General features: G+C 73.6%; 2 protein-coding genes. Both read right to left on the reverse strand.

Translation table 11 applies throughout. The annotated features are described in order from the left end of the window. Nucleotides 1–24: 24 nt before the first annotated feature. On the reverse strand, nt 25–18672 hold the full coding sequence (locus AC0HI0_RS18270; RefSeq protein WP_480933581.1) for an SDR family NAD(P)-dependent oxidoreductase: 18648 nt from the start codon (nt 18670–18672) through the stop codon (nt 25–27). Then, nucleotides 18669–20651 carry an asparagine synthase (glutamine-hydrolyzing) gene (gene asnB, locus AC0HI0_RS18275; protein ID WP_480933582.1) on the reverse strand — a complete coding sequence of 661 codons (1983 nt, stop codon included), beginning with the start codon at nt 20649–20651 and terminating at the stop codon, nt 18669–18671. The genes AC0HI0_RS18270 and asnB overlap by 4 nt, the downstream gene beginning before the upstream one ends.

Below are 20651 nucleotides of genomic sequence, written 5' to 3' on the forward strand. Positions count from 1 at the left end.
CGGAGTGCCGCCCGCCGCCGGCGCTCACCCCTCCAACTCGCTGCGGACGATCTCGTGCCACTCGGCCGCCATGCGTCGGGCGGTGGTCTCGTCGAAGGCGTCGGCGTCGTACTTGAGGAACACCTTCCACCCCTCGCCGTCCCGGTAGACCTCCGCCGCGAGCGGGTACTCCCCCGCGTAGGGCAGGTCGTCGAACAGCCGCAGGTCCAGCTCGCCCGGGTCGGCCGGCGAGTCGTTGCCGAGCAGTTCGGCCCCGGCGAAGTTCTGGAACAGGAAGTTCGCCGACACCAGCGGCTCGCGGGCACCCACCGCGCGGGCGATCTCCGGCAGTGGGAAGCCACCGTGCTCGATGGCGGAAGCCACCTTGTGCCGCAACGATCCGAGCAGTTCCGGGAAGTCCCCGGTCACCGTGCAGCGGATCGGCAGGCAGTTCGCGAACTGGCCCACCACGTCCTGGAACCGCTCCTCGTAGCGGGCGGCGGTGGTCATGCCGACCGTCACGTCGTCCTGCCCGCTCGCGCGTTGCAGGAACCGCACGTAGGTGGCGAACAACGCGGTGGCGACGCTGACCCGGTGTTCCTTGGCCTTGTCCGCCAGCGCGACGGCCAGCGCCGGTGACAGCCGGGTCACCACCACTTCCACCCGCGACACCCGCGTCGGGTCGTACGGGCGGTCGTAGGGCAGCGAGAGGGTCGCACGCGGTCCGCCCAATTCACGCACCCAGTAGTCGCGGTGGCGGTGCCCCTGCGGGCCGGCGAGCAGCGCCCGTTCCCAGGCCACGAAGTCGCCGTAGTCGGCCCGGGGTCGGTTTTCCAGGCCCCGGTAGGCGTCCTTGAGCGTGCGGACCACGATCGCCGTCGACGTGCCGTCCATCAGGGTGTGGTGCGCGGTGATGAGCAACAGCCGTTGTCCGGCCAGGGATATCAGGTGCGACCGGACCAGTGGACCGGTCCCGAGGTCGAACGGCAGCTCGACCAGTTCGCGCAGGGCGGCCAGTTGCGCGGCGCGCGCGGGTGCCGTGATGGCGACGCGGTCGAACGACGGCGCCCGGTCGGGGTCGACCACCAGCTGCGGCACGCCGTCCCGCTCCTCGAAGACCGCGCCCAGCGCGGGGTGTATCCGCGACTGCGCCCGGATCGCCCGCTCCAGGGCCGCTTCGTCCAGGTCGCCGTGGATCTCGAACAGGAGGGGCAGGTTGTAGTGGGTCGACTCCGGCCGGTGCCGCTGGTCCCGGTACATGACCTCCTGGTTGCGCCCGAGGTCCCACCGCAGGCCCGCCGTGCGGGCGAAGTGGGCGCACAGCGCGTCGACGGTCTCGACCTCGAACAGCAGCGCGGTGGAGACGTCGTCGCCGAAGTCCGCGCGCAGGGCGTTGGTGAACCGGAGGACGAGGATCGAGTCCATGCCGTAGTCGGTGAGCGGGACGGAGGTGTCGATGCGCTCGGGCGGGATGCCCAGGACGGCGGCGGCCTTGCCCCGGATGGACTCCACGAGGTCCGACTCCGGCAGGTCCGACTCCGGCAGGTCCGGCTTCGCTGCGGGCTCGGGAACCGGTCCGGTGGTGGCGGGCTCCGGCCGGCCGGCCCGCACGACCGCTTGTCGGGCCACGCCGTCGCTCTCGGCCGCGATGATCTGCTGTCCCAGCGGCAACGCCCCCGGCAGCGGGAACACGACCGTCGGGAACCCCTCCCCCGCCAGCACGTCCCGCCAGCTGTCCGGGGACAGCGCGGGCGAACCCGGGATCCGGAGCGACCGGTCGTCGGACAACCACCAGCCCTCCAGCAGACCGAACGTCACGTGGCTGAACAGGTCGAAGGCGGACAGCTCGTTCAACAGCAGCCAACCGCCCGCTTTCAACGCGGCTTTGGCGTTGCGCAGGGTGTTGCGGGTGTCCCTGGTCGCGTGCAGCACGTTGGCGGCGATGACGAGGTCGAAGTCCCCCTCGGTGATGCCCTGCCCGGCGATCGGCCGTTCGACGTCGAGCAGCCGGTAGTCCAGGTACGGCACCCGGGGCCCGTACTCGGCGCGGGCGTGGTTGAGGAACGCCTTGGACAGGTCCGTGTAGACGTAGGTCCCGATGTTCTCCCGGTGCGGTTCGAGCGCGGCGAACAGACCTGCGCTGGTGCCGCCGGTCCCGGCACCGATCTCCAGGACCCTCAGCCGGGCACCCGGCTCCCGGCGCAGCCGCTCCGCGACGATCGTGGTGACCGCGTGGGCCAGGGCGTGGTTGAACAGGTCGGCGGCCCGGTTGTTCCGGTAGCACCCCTCCACCAGTTCCAGAGAACCGCGCGGGAACATGACGTCGGTGGCCGGGGTCCGGCCCGTGAGGACGTCCGGCAACGCCTTGAGCATGGCGGTCGCCAACCGCAGCTCGGCCGCGCGGTCGGCGTCGGTCGACCACAGCCGGCACTGCCGGTCCCACTGCCGGAGCACCTCGTCCGCCGGTTCGGCCGGCACCGGGTCGTTGTGCTTCGACCACTCGGCGTACGCGGGCCGGATCGCGGCCGGGTCGACCGTCGCCAGCTGCGCCGACAACACCCTGGCCAACCAGGGGTCCCGTTCGTCCCGACGCCACCGCACGACCTCGGCGACGAAGTCGGGCACGTCGTCCACCGCCCGCAGCAGCTCCCCGGGGACCCGTGACGGCGTCCGGTCGTGCACCGCGACCACGGTGTCCCGGTCGAAGTTCGGCAACGCGTTGCGCTCGTCGGTCTTGACGAACGCGAGCTGCCGCTGGTCACCGCCGAGCAGCGCGTCCAGGGCCGCGAACCCCTCCGGCGGCTCGATCGACACCAGCCCGACCCGGCTCAGCCGTTCCCGGTGGTACTCCGACGTGACGCTGCCCAGACTGCCCCACCAGCCCCAGTTCATCACCCGGACCGGGGTGTCCCAGCGCCGGCCGAGCGCGTGCGCGAACGCGTCGCTGAACGTGCACCCGGCCGCGTAGTTGCCCTGCCCGGCCGCCGTCGTGAACGACTGCATGGACGACAGCAGCACCGCGAAGTCCAGCACCTCCCCGTCGAAGACCTCGGCCATCGCGGTGGTGACGCCGACCTTCGCCGCCAGCGCCGCCCGCAGCGCGGTCTCGTCCATCCGCGCGAACGTGCTGTCCCGCAGCACCAACGCGGACTGGACGACCCCGTGGACGACCCCGTGGCGCTGCTTGACCTCCGCCACGGCGGCGCGCAGCGCGGCGGGGTCGGCGGCGTCGGCGCTGACGTAGTGGACGGTGCCGCGGCCCTCCACCGAGCGGAGCTTCTCCTCGATGGTCTCGTCGTGCGGGGTGCGACCGATCCACGTCACGTGCGCGCCGTGGTTGCGCACCACGTGCCGGGTCCACGCCGTGCCCAGGCCGCCGGCCCCGCCGATCACCACGTAGACCCCGCCCTCGCGGTACACCGGCCGTGCCGGGGCGTCGCACGGTGCCCACCGCCGCGCCAGCCACTGACCGGCCCGCCGGACCCGGCTGTCGTCCGGCGACCGCGCGGGCAGGGCCGTGAGGTCCGGGGGCCACCCGGTGCCGTCGAGGTCGACGCGGCGGACGCTCCACTGCCCGTACTCGCGGCCCAGGGAGCCGAACAGGCCGTGCAGTCCGGCGTGCGCCGGTTGGACCGGGTCGGTGGCGTGGGTGGCGAGCGCGCGGACCGTGACGAGCGTGATCCCCAGCGGCCGGGCGTCGTACCCGAGGGCGAGCAGCGCCTTGACCATGCGGAACGCGGCGACGACACCGTTCTCCTGGGCGGCGGTGTACCCGGCCGCGTCGGACGGTTCGAGCCCGGTCTCGGGCGCGGACCACACGAGGTGGTCCACCGGTCCCAGGTCGCGCAGAGCGGCCGTCGTCTCCTCGACGGACGCCGACGGCGGCAACGGCCAGGTCGACGTTCCGGGCAGCGGTGACGCCCCGACCACCAGCACCCGGTCACCGGCGGCCGGCACGGTCGCGTCGGAGGTGTCGACCACGTCCCACACGGGCGCGAAGAGCGCGGGTCCGGTGGACGCCAGAGGACGTTGGGCGTACCCGGTCAGCCGCACGCAGACCTCGCCGTCCGGGTCGACCAGGTCGATGTCCAGCCTGCCGATCGGCTCCGCGTCGACGCCGCGCACCACGGCCCACACCCGGGCCGGGCAGGGGCGGTGGAGGTCGAGCCGGTCCAACGCGAACGGCACGGCCGTGTGCCGCATCCCGGTGGGGTGGGCGGCCACCGCCGCCTGGATCGCCGAATCGAGCAGGGCGGGTGCCAGCGGTCCCGGCTGCGCGCCGGAGGGCAGCACCAGCTCCGCGACCACCACCCCGGTACCGACCCGCGCCTGCCGGATCGCCCGCAGCGTGGGGCCGTGGTCGATGCCCATGGTGACCAGCGCGTCGTGCACCCGCTCGCCGGACACCGCTTCCGGGCACGCCGAACGCAGTCCGGCGAGATCGACCGGTGCCGGGCGCGGCGCGTCGGACACCGCGATGGTGCCTTCGCAGCACGTGGTCCCGTCGGCGGTGATCTCGAAGCGGTGGCCGCCCCGGTCGGCGGCGCGCAGGTCGATCCGCACGTCGACCGGACCGTCCGACACGTCCAGCGGCCGCACCCACGTCACGTTGCTCATCCGCACCGGCAGGGCGCCGAACGCCCGGCGGGCGAGGTCGAGGTGCGCGACCGCGGGCAGGATGCGCCGGCCGCGCACCACGTGGTCGCGCAACAGGACGTCGTCGGGGGTCAGCGTCACCCGGTGGTCGTTCGCGGGCCAGTGCCGGTCCCGGGCGAAGGGGTAGGTGGGCAACGGGATGCGCCTCCCCCGGGCCTGCACCGGGACGTCGCCCGTGCGGGCCGGGGCCGTGCCGTCCAGTGCCTGGATCAGCTCGTCGCGGTCACGGACGACGCACGTGAACCGGCGCGGGAACGTCTGCCTGCCGACGGCCAGCGTGTGGGCGAGGTCGCCGAGGTCGATCGAGGCGTCGGCCCGGACGTGCGCTCCCAGTCGGCGCTTCTGCTCGGCCAGCTGGTCGTCGGTCCGCGCCGACAGCACCACCACGTGCTCCGCCCCTGGCACGGCGGTCCGCGCGACGGGCGGGGCCTCCTCGACCACGATGTGCGCGTTGGTCCCGCTGGCTCCGAACGAACTCACCACCCCGCAGCGCGGTCCGCCGTCGGGCACCTCCCAGTCGTGCGTGCGTTCGCTGACGTAGAACGGGCTCCCGCCGAGGGGGATCGCCTCGTTCGCGGCCTCGAAGTGCAGCGAAGCCGGGATTTTCCGGTGTTTGATCGCCAACAGCACCTTGAGCACCCCGGCGATGCCGGCCGCGAACTGGGTGTGCCCGATGTTGGTCTTCACCGACCCGAGCGCGCAGTACCCCACCTTGTCGGTGTGGGCGCGGAAGGCACGGGTGAGGGCCTGGAACTCGATGGGATCGCCGAGCCTGGTGCCGGTTCCGTGCGCCTCGACGAGGCCGATGCGCCCCGCGTCGACGCCGAACCGCCCGTACACGTCGCGGAGCAGGCTCTCCTGGGACGTCGAACTCGGCGCGGTGATCCCGTTCGTCGCGCCGTCCTGGTTGACGCCGACGGCCCGGATCACGCCGTGGACGTGGTCACCGTCCGCCACCGCGTCCGCCAGCCGTTTGAGCACCACGACCCCGACGCCCTCGCCGGGCACGAAACCGTCGGCGCGGTGGTCGAACGCACGGCAGCCGCCGGTCGGCGAGAGCATCCCGGCGCGCCCCGCGAGCCGGTACAGCCGTGGCGTGGACTGGACGAACACCCCGCCCGCCAGCGCCATCGCGGTCTCGCCGGACCACAAATCCTTGCACGCCAACTCGATGGCCACGAGCGAACTGGAGCAGGACGTGTCCACGGCCATCGCCGGGCCGTTGAGGTCGAGGAAGTAGGACACCCGGCTGGGGATGACCGAGGCCATGTTGCCCCACAAGGTCTGCGCCGGGGCGTCGTGGCCGAGCAGCGACTCGTAGTCGCCCGCCCACGCCCCGACGTAGACGCCGCACCTCTCGCGCCCCGCCGCGCCCGCGTAACCGGCGTCCTCCAGCGCCTTCCACGACTCCTCCAGCAGCAGCCGCTGTTGCGGGTCCATCACCGCAGCCTCGGTGCCGGAGATGCCGAAGAACATGGCGTCGAACTCGTCGATCCGGTCCAGGAAGCCACCTTTGGGACAGGCGCCCAGGTCGGCGGGGTCGAACCGGGTCGGCCCGGTGACCAGGTCGTCCCCGGCGGCCAGGTGCGCCCACAGCCGGTCCAGCGAGTCCGCGCCGGCGAATCGGCCGCTCATGCCGACCACCGCGATCGGGCCGTGCCCCTCGGTCCGTCCGGGGCCGGGGCGTGGGCTGTGCCGCGGTGCCGGGGCGCGTTCGACCGCGTCGGGGTGCTCGGTCAGCAGGTGTGCGGTCAGCCGGTCGGCCGTCGGGAAGTCGAACACCGCACTCGTGGGCAGGCTCAGCGTCAGCGCTTCGTTGAGCCGGTGCACGACGCGGACCGCCAGGATCGAGTCCAAGCCGTAGTCGGCGAACACCGCGCCGCCCTCGATCTCGGCGGCGTCCATCGCCAACGCACGGGCGATCGTCTCCCGGACCAGGTCGGGCACGGACGTGTCGGCCCGCACGACCTCCGGTTCCTCGGCCGGTGTCGGCGTGGCCCCGGTGAGGTCGCCGATCCAGAACCGGTCGCGGGCGAACGGGTACGTCGGCAGCGACACCACCCGGCGGGTCGCCCCGTGGTGCAGCCGCGCCCAGGCCACCTCGCCGCCGGCCGCCCACAAGGCGGCGAACCTGCCCGGCTTGCCGGCGGCGAGCCACCGCTGCGCGACCAGTTCCCGCAGGTCGTCGTCCCCGGTCAGCTCCGCGAGCAGGTCCCCCGTCGTCGCCGCGCTGCCCCGGTGACCGCGACCGGCCCGCAAGCCGGCCCGCAGCTCTTCCACCGACGAGACCGCGATCGCGTACCGCTCGGCCATCGCCTCCCGCCCGACCTGGAGCGTGTACGCCAGGTCGGCGAGGTCGGTGCCCGGGTTGCGGTCGAGGAACGCGGCGAGCCGGTCGACGGACGCGGCGAGCTGATCGGGGGTCCGTGCGGAGAGCACGACGACCTGCTCCGCGGCACCCGCGGGGCCACCGGTCTGCGGCCGGGTGTACTCCTCGACGACCAGGTGCGCGTTCGAGCCGCCCGCACCGAACGACGACACGGCCGCGATGCGCGGCCCGTCGGAGTGCCACGGACCCGCCTCGCGCCGCAACCGGAACGGGCTGCGCTCGAAGTCGATGTTCGGGTTGGTCCGCTCGGCGTGCAGGGTCGGCACCAACTCCCGGTGCCGCAGTTGGAGCAGGACCTTGGTCAACCCGGCCACCCCGGCGGCGGCTTCGAGGTGCCCGATGCCCGACTTGACCGAGCCGATCGCGCAGTAGCCCCGGTCCGCCGTGTCCCGCTCGAACGCGGCGGTGAGGCCGGCGATCTCGATCGGGTCGCCGAGTTCGGTGCCGGTCCCGTGCGCCTCGACGTAGCCGACCTGCCGGGCGGACACCCCGGCGCGGTCCAGCACCAGCCGGATCAGGTCCGCCTGGGCCGGCGGGCTCGGCACGGTGTAGCCACCGGTGCGCCCGCCGTGGTTGACCCCGGAGCCCCGGATCACGCCGAGCACCCGATCCCCGTCCGCCTCCGCCCGGGACAGCGGCTTGAGCAGCACGCACCCCACGCCCTCGCCCGGCACGAACCCGCGCCCGCCCTCTCCGAAGCTGCGGCAGCGCTCGTCGGGCGAGAGCATCCCGGAGGCGCACAGCTCGACGTAGTCCAGCGGGTGCGCGTAGAGGTTCACCCCGCCCGCGATCGCCGCGTCGCACGCACCGCGCCGGAGTTGTTCGCACGCCTCGTGGATCGCGGTGAGCGACGCCGAGCACATCGTGTCGACCGTCAGGCTCGGCCCGCGCAGGTCCAGCAGGAACGACACGCGTGCGCTCAGCGAGGCGAACGACAGTCCCGGCACCACCAACTCACCCGAAGGCAGCCGGCCCACCCCGTGCCGGGCGTGGCCGACCTTGGTGACGCCCGCGAACACCCCGACCCCGCCGCCGTGGCGCGCGGCCAGGCGCGTCCTCGGGTAGCCCGCGTCCTCCAGCACCTCCCACGCCGCCTGCACGAACAGCCGCTCCTGCGGGTCCATGGCGTAGGCCTCACGCGGGGCGATGCCGAAGAACCGGGGGTCGAACTCCGCGAAGTCGTCCAGGAACCCGCCCCACTTGCCGTAGCTGCGGCCGGTGGCGACGGCCGTGTCGCGATCCGGCTCGAAGAAGCCCTCCAACGGCCAGCGGTCCACCTCGCGGATGCAGTCGCGGCCCGCCTTCAGGTTGTCCCAGAAGCGGTCCAGGTCGGCCGCGCCCGGGTAGTGCCCGCTCAGCCCGATGACCGCGATCGGCTCGCCGGTGCCGGCGGGCCGCCCGGAGGGGGCCGGGCGCGGCTCCGCGCGCGGGGACGGCACCACAGCCGGGACGGCGAGCGCCACCGGGGCGGTCGGGGCCTGTCTGGTCGGTTCCGGCGCGGTGGCGAGGCGGGCCGCCACCGCCCGCAGGGTCGGCTGCTCGTAGAAGATCGTCGACGGGACGTCCGCACCGGTCCGGACCAGTTCCCGGTTGAGCTGGATGATCATGACCGAGTCCAGGCCCACGTCGACCAGTGGCCGATCGGCGTCGACGGCGTCCGGCGCGAGCCCGGTGACCCGGGCGAACAGGGTCAGCAGCCCGTCGAGCGCGGCGGGGTCGGCCACGACCCGCGCCGGCTCGGGCTTCGCGGGCCCGGGTGTCGCTTGCTCCGGCACCACCGGCAGGGGCGGTGCCGGGTCGGTTGCCGCCCCCGGCGGGGCGGCGGTGGTCCCGGCCCGTTCCGGGTCGCCGTGGTGGACCCACACCACGTCGGCCCCGGTGTTCCAGGCGTCGACCAGCGCCGTGAACCCGTCCTCGGTGGGCATCGGCGACAGGCCCCGGTCCCGCCACAGGTACGCCCGCGCGTCGTCGCCGACCCGCATCCCGCCGTCGGCCCACAACGGCCACGCGACCGACAGCGTGCGCCCACGACGACGCCCTTCCGCGACCTGCGAGTTCCGCTCGGCGGCGAACTGGTCGAGGAACGCGTTGGCGACCGCGTAGTCCGCCTGCCCGGGGTTGCCGGTGATCCCGGCGCCGGAGGAGAACGCCAGCACGAACTCCAGCGGGCAGTGCTCCGTCGCCCGGTCGAGGTGCACCAGGCCGTCGACCTTCGCGCCGAGCACGTCGGCCCAGCCCTCGGCGTTCTTGTCCCCGTACGGGCCGTCCCGCAGCACGCCCGCCGCGTGCACGATCCCGGTGATCTCCCCCGCCTCGGCGACGAGGTGCCGCACCTCCTCCCAGCGGGACACGTCGGCGCGCGCGTACCGCGCGTCCGCACCGGCCCGCCGCAGGTCGGCGAGCAGGGCTTCGACGCGGTCGTCCACCGGCGACCGGCCGACGAGCACGAGGGAGGCCCGGTGGGTGTCGGCGGCGATCCGACGGGCGGTCAGCGCGCCGAGACCGCCCGTGCCACCGGTGATCAGGTACACCCCGCCCGCGCGCCAGGGCGGGTCGCCGGCCTCGGGCGCGACCGCGGTCCAGCCGCGCGTGTGCCGGACACCCCCGCGGTAGACGACGAGGTCGTCCCCGGAAGGGGCGTTCTCCGCGAGGACGGCAGCGGCCTCGGCCCCGTCCGCCACGATCACCTGGCCGACGATCCCGGGGTTCTCCCTGCCCACGGACCGGAGCAGGCCGGTCGGTGCGACGCCGTCCGTGACGACCTGTACCAACGTCCGACCCCGGCGCACGTCGAGGTCGCGCACGGTCTCCAGCAACCGCCACGACAGGTCGCGGAACCGGCTCTCCGGCCGCCGCTTGTCCGTGGTGATCCGCACAGCACCGGGGACGTCGGCGTCGATCCCGCACAGCACGACCACCCGCCGGTCGTACCCGGCGTCCCCGGTCGCCTCCTGCGCCGTCCACTCCGGGGTGAGCAGCACCGTCCCGGTCCTCTTCCCGACGACCGGGAACCAGAACCGGTCGCGCGCGAACGGGTACCCGGGCAGCCGCACCCGCCGGGGCGGCGGCCCGTCGTGCAGCGAGCGCCAATCGACGCTGTCACCGCGCACCCACCGCGCGATCGGCCCTTCAGCCGAACCCCGCTCCCCGTCGGCGACGAACGCCGTCAACCGCTCGACCAGTTCGGCGCGGGACGAGACGACCCAGCCGACCCGTTCCGCCATCTCCTCCCGGCCGACCTGGAGGCTCCACGCGACGGACCCGAGCGACACCTCGCCCGCGCCCGCCAGGTGGGCCAGCAGGTCCCGCGCCCGTTCGGTCAGCTGTCGCGCGTTGCGCGCCGACAACGGCACCGCGAACGGCCCAGCCTCCTCGCCGACCTCCTCGCCGCCCCGGTACTCCTCGACCACCACGTGCGCGTTGACGCCGCCGAACCCGAAGCTGCTCACCCCGGCACGGCGCGGCGCACCGTCGCGCGAACGCGGCCAGGGTTCGTTCTCCCGCACGATGCGGAGCGGTCCGCCGTCGAGTTCGAGGTACGGGTTGACCTCCCCGACGTGCAGGGAAGCGGGCAGCACGCCGTGTTCGAGGGCGAGCAGCACCTTCATCAGCCCGGCGATGCCCGCAGCCGATTCCAGGTGGCCGATGTTGGTCTTGACCGAGCCGATGCCGCACCCGCCGTCGTCCCGGCGGCCCAGCCGGCGCAACGCCGTCCGCAGCGCGCGGACCTCCACCGGGTCGCCCAGGGCGGTTCCGGTGCCGTGCGCCTCGACGTAGCCGATGGTGTCCGGGTCGAGGTCGCCGACGGCCGCGACCACCAGCTCCGCCTGGGCGTCCGCGTTCGGGGCGGTGAGCGAGTTCGCCCGTCCGCCGTGGTTGCACGCGCTCCCCCGGAGCACACCGAGGATGGCGTCACCGTCGCGTTCCGCCGCCGACAGCGGTTTGAGCACGACCACGCCGACGCCCTCGCCGCGCACGTAGCCGTTCGCCCGGGCGTCGAAGGTCCGGCACAGGCCGTCCGGGCTGAGCATCCCCGCGCGGTGGGCGCTGACGAACGTGTCGGCGGCCAGCAGCACGTTCACCCCACCCGCCAACGCCATGTCGCAGGCCCCGGAGCGGATCGCCTCGATCGCGCGGTGCACCGCCACCAGCGAGCTGGAGCACGCCGTGTCGACCGGTTCGCTCGGGCCGCGCACGTCGAGCAGGTACGAGACGCGGTTCGCCAGGATCGAGTGGGTCGTCCCGGTCGAGGTGAACGCGTCCGGCGGCACGCCCAGCGCGGTCAGCCCGGTCGCGTAGTCGTTGCCCGTGACGCCGATGAACACCCCCGTGTTCGACGGCAGGTCGGCGGGCCGGTAAGCGCTGTCCTCCAGCGCCTGCCACACCGTTTCCAGCACGAGCCGGTGCTGCGGGTCCATCAGCTCGACCTCGCGCGGCAGCAGGCCGAAGAACGCCGCGTCGAAGGCGTCGACGTCGTCGAGCGCACCCATCCGCTTCGGGAAGTCCTGCGCCTCGACGCGCCGGCGGTGCTCGCCCGCGTACCGGTCCATCGGGAACTCCCCGACGGAGTCCCGGCCCGCGACCAGGTTGGCCCAGAACTCGGCCGGGTTCCCGGCACCGGGGAACCGGCCGGCGGCACCGACCACGGCGATCGGCGGCCGGAGATCGGCGTCGGCCCGCGGCCCGCCGGCACCGACGACGGCCCCGGGGCGGGGCGGGGCGGGCTCGACGGCGTCGACCGCGAGGGTCCCGGACTCGGCACCGAGCCGGTCCGCCACGTACGCGCCCAACGCCGCCAACGTGCTGACGTCGAAGAAGACCGCCGGGCTGATCTTGACGCCGAACCGCTCGTCGATCTCCTCCGCGAACCTCACCAGGGAGATCGAGTCGAAGCCGAAGGCGTCCAAACCGGTGGCCGGGTCCAGCTCGTCCGGCGCGAACTTGAGGATGCCCGCCGCGATCGACCGCAATCCGTCCACCACGGACGAATCCGCGCGCGGCGGTCCGGGCCGCGCCGCCGCCCGGCCGGCCGGTGCCGTACCGCCGACACCCCGCCCCAGCCCGGTCAGCTCCCCGACGACGGCACCGCCGTCGCCGACCAGCAGGACGCGATCGTCCTCGAACACCACCCGCTCGACCGGTGCCCCGGCCCGCACGTGGATCCGGTCGACGCGGTTGAGCGCGAACCCCGGCCAGTCCGGTTCCCCGGCGCGCCTGGCCTCCCACTGCACGCCCTGGGCGATCGCGGCGAGCACGGCCGGCTCGACGGTGGTGTTGCGCCGCACGTGGTCCTGCTCGAACCGGGGTCGCCCGAGGCTGAGCACGGTGTGGCCGTCCGAGGTGCGGAACACGCCGTCGACCGCGCCCGACTCGGGCCGGTAGACCAGGCCGCCCTCGGCCAGTTCGGCCAGGAACCGCTCCCCCGTGAGCACCTGCCGCAACCCCGTCGGGTCGAACCGCCCGGACGGCGCGGTCGCCGCCCGCACCGCGAACTCCGCAGCCGGCCCGGCCTCGGTCCGCACGGTGCCGCGCCCGTCGGCGAATTCGGTGACCAGGCGCCCGGTCGCGGACCAGTCGACCGGCCGCAGCACGCGGAGGTCGTGCACGGACGCCTCCGCCGCGAACCCGCTGACCTTCGCGGTGGCCAACGCGAGGTCGGCCACGAAGGTGGGCACGACGGCGACCGCCTTGTCCCGCCGGTAGGTGTAGTCGAGCAAGTCGCCGAGGTCGACGTCCGTGCCGTAACGCAGGCCCCGGACGTCGGATTCGTTGCGGCCCAGGAACGGGTGCAGGCGCTCCCGCAGCGCGAGCGGGGCCAGCACCGACGGCGCGCCCCCGGTCGGCTCGACCCAGCAGCGCACCTTCTCGAACGGGTACGCCGGCAGCGACACCCGCCGTGCCGAGGGCAGCAGATCCCAGTCGACACTCCCACCACCGACCCAGGTCGCCGCCGGCTCGTCGGCAGGCAGCTCCCGCCCGCCCTTCAGGTACCCGTCGACGGCCGCCAACGCCGTGCGCTTGTCCGCAGCGGTGAACGCCCAGCGGTGGGGCAGCTCGTTCTTGCCCACGCGCAGCGTGAAGGCGATGTCGGGGAGGTCGCCCTCCTCCGCACCGGCCAGGAAGTCGCGGAACGACGTCAGGTAGCGCCCGAGCGCCGCCTCGTTCATCGCGGAGAACACGAACACCTGCTCGCCGAACGGTTCCCGCCGCCGGGGGTGTCCGGGGTGCTCCTCGACGACGATGTGGGAGTTCATGCCGCCCGCGCCGATCGACGTGATGCCGGCCCGACGCGGGTGGGTGACCGGCCCGCCGTCGACCTCGGTCACCACCGGGTGCCAGTCGGACAGCGCCTGCTGCACCCGGAACGGCGTCGCGGCGAAGTCGATGTCCGGATTGGGCTCGGCGCTGTGCAGTGACGGCACCAGCTTGCGGTGGCGCAACTGGAGCAGCACCCTGGCCGTGCCGATCATGCCCGCCGCCGCGAGCAGGTGCCCCAGGTTGGCCTTGACGGACCCGAGCGCGCAGAACCCGGTGTCCGACGTGTACCGGCGGTAGGCGGACGTCAACGCGTGGACCTCGACGGGGTCGCCCAACGCCGTCCCCGAGCCGTGGCCCTCGACGTAGCCGATCGTCCTCGGGTCGACACCGGCGTCGTCGATCGCCTTCTCGATCGCACGTGCCTGCATGACCGGGTTGGGCACGGTGAAGCCGTTCCTGACCCCGGCGTTGGCCAGCGCGGTCCCCTTGATCACCGCGTACACGTGGTCGCCGTCGCGCTCGGCGTCCACCAGCGGCTTGAGCACGACCGCGCCGACGCCCTCGCCGAGGATCGTGCCGTCCACCCCGCGCCCGAAGCTGCGGATCACGTCGGAGGTGCCGGTGGTGAAGTGCTCCTGCGACGAGGTGATCAGGTTGTACGGGTGCAGCAGCAGGTTCACGCCGCCCGCGACCACCATCGCGCACTCGCCCGCCCGCAGCATCTGCACCGCCTGGTGCACGCAGGTCGAGGACGCCGAGCACATGGTGTCCACGAAGATCGACGGCCCGGTGAGGCCGTAGAAGTAGGACAGCATGTTCGGGATGGTCCCGGTGTAGCTGCCGGTCTGCGGCGACCCCCGGGTCAGGCTGTTCTGGAAGCCGTACAGGTTGTAGTGGTTGCTCATGGTCCCCACGAGCACGCCGACGTCGCCCTGGTAGCGGCGCTGGATGGTCTCCCGCGAGTAGCCCGCGTCCTCCAGGGCCTGGACACCGATCTGGAGGAACAGCCGGACCTCGGGGGACAACTGCTCGGCCTCGCGCTTGGAGACGCGGAAGTAGCGCGGGTCGAACTTGTCGATGTCGCGCAGGAACGTCCCGGTCCTGATCACGGTCTTGCCCGGGACGGACCGGTCGCTGTCGTAGGCGGCCCCGTGGTCCCAGCGCTCGGCCGGGACCTCCTCGAACGCGTGCCGGCCCTGCTCCAGCAGGTCCCACAGCTCGTCCATCGTGTCCGCACCGGGGTACCGCCCGGACACGCCGATGATCGCGATGTCGTGCCGGTCCCCGCGATCGCGCTCCCGGACCACGGCGGTGGCGGGTGCCGGCCCCGTCACCGGTGCCACCGGCTCCGTTTCCGCGACCGGTGCCGGTGCCGGTGGCGGTGACGACTCGCCCAGCAGGGCCACCAACTGCTCCCGACGCGTGGCCACGAAGTGCGCGGCCACGTCCGCGAGGTTCAGGTACTCGAAGAAGATGGTCTTGGACAGCGGCCCGAACCGCTGCTCCAGCTTGGCGGTGATGTCCAGGATGCTCAGCGAGTCGATGCCGTACTCGACCAGGTTCGTGGTCGGCCCGATGGTCGCGGGCTCGTGTCGCAGGGCTTCGGCGACCACTCCCCGGAGCAGGTCCTCGGTCCGCTCCAGCAGGTCGCCACCGCCGACCGGGCCGCCGGTCGCGTCCGGCACCGCCACCGGACCCCGTCGAACGTCCAGGCTCGCCTCCCCACCGAACGCGACGAGGACGTGCGCCGGGGCGTCGGCCGCCAGGCAGCGGTCGAAGACCCACAGCCCGGCTTCGGTCGGCAGCGCCTCCCAGCCGCGCTCACGGCGCATCGACTCGCGCGTGACCTCGTCCGAGGTCATCCCGCCGTCCGCCCACAGGGGCCAGCTCACCGACACGGTGGTGCCGCTGCGCTCCCCCGCGTCGACCAGCGACCGCCGGTGCCGGGCGAACGCGTCGAGGAACGCGTTGGCCGCCGCGTAGTCGGACTGGCCCGGGTTGCCGTAGACGCCCGCGACCGAGGAGAACAGCACGAAGAAGTCGAGGTCCAGGTGCCGGGTGGCGGCGTCGAGGTGCAGCGCGCCCCGGATCTTCGGCGCGGTGACGATCCGGACGTCGGCGAGGTCCTTGCGCAGGAGGTACTGGTCGCGCAGCACCCCGGCCGCGTGCACGATCCCGTCGAGCGACCCGTGGTCCCGCACGATCCGCGCGACGGCGGCCCGCACGGCTGCGGCGTCGGTGACGTCGACCGCCAGGTAGTGGGCGTCGAGGCCGGCGGCGCGCAGGGCGTCGACCGGACCGTGCTCCGCCCGGCCGCTGAGGACCAGCGTGGCCCCGGAACCGCCCAGGTGGCGCGCCAGGTGGTGCCCGATGCCGCCCAGCCCGCCGGTCACCCAGTACACCGCACCCGGACGCGGTCGTGGCGCGGCCGGAGCGAGGCTGATCCCGGCGGGCACGAGCACCTGCCGCGTACCGTCGGCGCGGTAGCGGACCTCGGAGTCCGGGGAGTCGTCGGCGCACTCGTCGGCCACGATCCGCGCGACCTGCCCGGGTGGGGCCGAATCCAGCCCTCCGACCCGGACCACCCGACCGGAGACCAGCGGGTTCTCCAGGGCGACCGTGCGGAACAGGCCCACCAGCGGCGCGTGGAAGTGCGCCGGCACCCGGTCGTCGACCGGCACCACGAACCGGTGCTCGCCCTCGGGCCGGTCCGCGAGCAGCCGCCGGACCTCCGCGAACGCCTGGTCCGTGACGGCGTCGATGCCGTCCGCCGGGTCGGCGGGCGCGATGCGCGACGGGGTGATCGAGTGCGCGGTGCGCGTCCCGCCGGGGTTCAGCGGCCGGTCGACCCACTGCGTGGTGGCCGTGACCACGGGCCGCTCGGCCGCTGCGGTGCGCTGGACCAACCCGCGCAGGCTCGCCGTGATCACACCCTCGCGGTCGCACACGTCGACGTCGAACACAGCGAGGGCACCGGGCCTGCGGCGGACCCATACCCGGGTCTCGGCCGGGCAGGCGCGGTACGCGCACAGCTCCGCCAGGGCGAAGGGCAGGACCGGGCCGGACGTTGCGCCCGTCAGCGCCGCGGAGAGCTGGAAGGCCGCGTCCAGGACGTTCGGCGGCAGCACGTGGCCGTCGGTCCCGGCGACCTCGACGCGGGCGAACGCTTCGTCCCGCCCCGTCCACACCTCGCGCAGGGCGCGCATGTCCGGCCCGTACTCCAGGCCCTGCGCGCGAAAGGACTCGTACATCCCGTCGACGTCGCGCGGTTCCGGGCAGGAGGCGCGCAGGGCGTCCAAGTCCAGCGGTGACGGTTCCGGCAGCGCGACGACCTCGGCGCGGCCGGTGGCGTGCACCGTCCCGCCGCAGCGGAACCCGAACGAGTCCCCGCCGTCCTCGAATCCGATGTGGACGGTCACCGGCTCGTCGACGACCAGCGGCCGGGTCCACGCGACATCGCGCAAGCGGACCACCCCGTCCCGGGACGTCCCCGCTGCCGCAGCGGCCCGTGCCAGCTCCAGGTACACCACGGCGGGCAGGACCCGCCGGCCGCGAACCCGGTGCGAAGCCAGGAACGGCTCGGCCCCGTCGAACTCGGCCGTGCCACCGGGGCCGCCCGCCGGGTCGCGCCGGATCAGCGGTCGCGCGGCGGCCGGCGCACCGGCTCGCGGCGTGCGGTACCAGTGCCGGTCCCGGGCGAACGGGTAGGTGGGCAGCCGCACGCGCCGGGCACCCCGCGAACCGCCCCAGTCGACCGAGCCGCCGCGCACCCACGCCTCCGCCGCCGCCAGCACGTCCGGCCCGGCCCCGGCGGGGTTGCGCACCTCACCCTCCGCGACCGAGCCCAGCGCGTCGACCAGTTGGTCCCGGTCCGCGACGACCAGCACCGCCCTGGCCGCCAACGCCTCCCGGCCGGTCTGGAACGTGTGGGCGACGTCCGCCGGCGACCGGTGCGGCACCAGCACGTGCTCCGGTGCCGCCACGTGGTCCCGCAGCAGCCCGGCCAGTTCGCGCAGCCGCTCCGGGTCCCGCGCCGAGAGCGGGACCACGTGCGGACCCGGCACCACCACGTCGGGCGCGTCGCCGAGGTGCTCCTCCAGCAGCACGTGCGCGTTGGTCCCGCCGAACCCGAACGAGCTGACCCCGGCCCGACGCGGCACGCCCGGAGCGCTCGCCCACGGCTGCGTGTCGCCGACGATGTAGAAGGGGCTGCCGTCCAGGTCGATGAGCCGGTTGCGCTGCCGGAAGCCCGCGGTCGCGGGCAGCACGCCGGCGGTCATCGCGGCGACCACCTTCACCACGCCCGCCACACCCGCCGCCGACTCCAGGTGGCCGATGTTGGTCTTGATCGAGCCGATGCCGGTCGTCCCGGGGGTCGGCGTGGTCCCGTTCGCCTCGTGCAGGTCCCGGAACGCGTGCTTGAGGCCGAGGACCTCGATCGGGTCGCCGACCGGGGTGCCCGGACCGTGGGCCTCGATGTAGCCCACGGTCTCCGGTGCCACACCGGCCCGGGTGTAGACGTCCCGGATGAGCGCGGCCTGCGCCGCCGGATTCGTCACGGTCAACGAGTTCGTCCGGCCGCCGTGGTTGGTTCCGACGCCCTTGATCACCGCGTGCACGTTGTCGCCGTCGGCCACGGCGGCGGCCAGCGGCTTGAGCACCAGCACCGCGCCGCCCTCGCCGCGCACGAACCCGTCGGCCGCCTGGTCGAAGGCGTGCGTCCGGCCCGTGGGCGAGAGCATCCCGGCCTTGCTGAACGCCACGAACAGCTTCGGCGACCAGCACAGGTTCACACCGCCGGCCAGCGCCAGGTCGCAGTCGCCGTTGCGCAGCGCGGAGACCGCCTCGTAGATCGAGACCAGAGAACTGGAGCACGCGGTGTCGTTGACGATGCTGGGCCCGTGGAAGTCGAAGAAGTAGGACACCCGGTTCGCGGCGATCGAGTACGAGGTGCCGGTCGGGAAGTAGGCGTCGGTCGGCACGTCGTCGCGTTCGATCAGCTCGGCGTAGTCGGCGTGGCACAGGCCCAGGAACACGCCCGTGCGGCTGCCCGCGAGCGCACCCGCCGGGTAGCCCGCGTCCTCGACGGCCTTCCACGCCAGCTCCAGCGCGAACCGCTGCTGCGGGTCCATCGTCTCCGCCTCGCGCGGGGAGATCGCGAAGAACGCCGCGTCGAAGCGGTCCGCGTCCGCCACGAACCCCGCCCAGACGCTCGCGGTCTTCTCCCCGCCGCGCGGGTCCCCGAGGTAGCGCTCCCGGGACCACCGCTCGGCGGGCACCTCGGTGATCAACGACCGGCCGGCCGCCAGGTGGTCGTACAGCTCGACCAGCGTCTGCGCACCGGGGAACCGCAGGGCCAACCCGATGATCGCGATGCCGTCGCCGCTCATCGGACCTCACCCGCGAGCTGCGCCGACCGCCGCCGGTCCACGACCACCCGGAGGTCGCGCAGGGGCGGCGGTGCGTCGTCCTCCCCCAGCACGAACCGCCGGTGCAGCAACGCCGTCGTCAGCAGGAAGACGAACGTCTGGTCCTCCTTCGTGCTGATCTGGTCCACTGGTGCCGACATGACCCGGCCCACGAGCTTGCGGGCGAAGCCCTGATCCAGAAAACCCATCCCGGCCAGCTCCCGTTCGGACAGCAGCAGTTCGAGGTAGTCCGGCCGGTGGTCCCGCAACGCGGCACTGCCCGGCGCGCGGTAGGGCTGTTTGGGGCGACTCGTCGTCCACGGCGGCAGCTCGGCGCGGAACGCGCTCTTCAGGATCGCCTTCTCGTCGCGGCCGTCGTCGAAGCGCAGGTTCACCGACGCCGCCGCCCGCACCACGGCCGGATCGAGGAACGGGCACCGGTTCTCCACGCCGTGCGCCAGCGCGACGCGTTCGCCTTGCGTGGACAACAGGAAACCGGGCAGCAGCGTCTTGTACTCCAACCACTGGGCCTTGTGCACCGCGGGCATGTCCGCGTAGCCGGTGGTGCCCGCGACGAGGTCGAGCAGGTCGGCGAACGGGTCGACGCGGTCGGCGAGCAGGCGCACCGCGAACCTGCCGTTCTGGTAACGCATCTCGTGCGAGAACAGGCCGGGCAGGTGTTCCACCGCGAACTGCTCGTACAAGCCGAGCAGGTGGGCCTGGTGCGCGGCACCGAAGTGCGCCAGCTCCGGGTGCAGACCGGCCAGGCCGGCGCGGCGTTCCCGGTCCGGCAGTTCGTGCCACCGCTCGCGCAGCAGGGTCTCGCGGAACAGCGAGTAGCCCAGGAACGCCTCGTCGGCACCCTCGCCGCTGAGGATCGTCTTCACGCCGGACTCGCGGACGTGCCGGGACAGCAGGAACATCGGCACGAACGAGGTGCGGAAGGTCGGTACTTCGGTGTGGTAGGTGGCGGCGGCCAGGTGGTCGGCGATGTCCGCGCCGGTGATGCGCAACTCGGTGTGCCAGGTGCCCAGGTGGTCGGCGACCAGCCGCTGGCTGTCGGACTCGTCGTAGCTCCTGTCCTGGAACGCCACGGAGAACGTGCGGACCCGGTGCGCGGACAGCCGGGTGGCCAGGCTCGTCACCGCCGAGGAGTCCAGCCCTCCGCTGAGGTACACGCCGACCTCGACGTCCGCGCGCAGGCGCAGCTCCACGGCCGCGCTCAGCGTCGTCCGGACGAACTCCACCGCGTCCGCCTCGGTGCCCGCGAAACCGGGCACGTCGAAGGTGAGGTCGTCGTAGGCGTGCACCGTTCGGCGGTCACCGGCGACCGTCAGCGCGGTGCCCATCGGCAGCTGGCGGATGCCGCGGAACGGCGTGCGGTCGGGCAGCGGCGTCCACACGGCGTACGTGGTGGCCAGTTCCCTCGGGTCGAACTCGAAACCGAAGCCCGGGAACGACCGGAACGCCTTCATCTCCGAGGCGAACAGGAAGTCGCCGCCGAAGTCGGCGTAGAACAGCGGGCGCTTGCCGTAGCGGTCACGCGCCAGCACGAGGTCGCCGGTCACCGAGTCGTGGATGGCGACCGCGAACGCGCCGTTGAAACGTTTGAAGCAGCCGGTTCCCCACTGCGCCCACGCCTGCAGCACCACCTCCGTGTCGGAGTGGTCGGTGCGGAACGGGCGACCGAGGCGCTCCAGCTCCGCGCGCAGCTCGACGTGGTTGTAGATCTCGCCGTTGAAGCAGGTCCAGTAGCGCTCTGCCGGGTCGGACATGGGTTGCGCCCCGTCCGCGAGGTCCAGGATCGCCAGCCGGACCGAACCCAGGGCGATGCCGTCGCCGAGGTAGTAGCCGGACTCGTCCGGGCCCCGGTGGCGGATCCGCGACAGCATCGAGGTGATCACCTCGGCGGTGGCGTCGGGGTGCAACGACGTCGAGCGGAAGCCGGCCAACCCGCACAT

The sequence above is a fragment of the Saccharothrix sp. NBAS 001 genome (genome assembly GCF_056640475.1).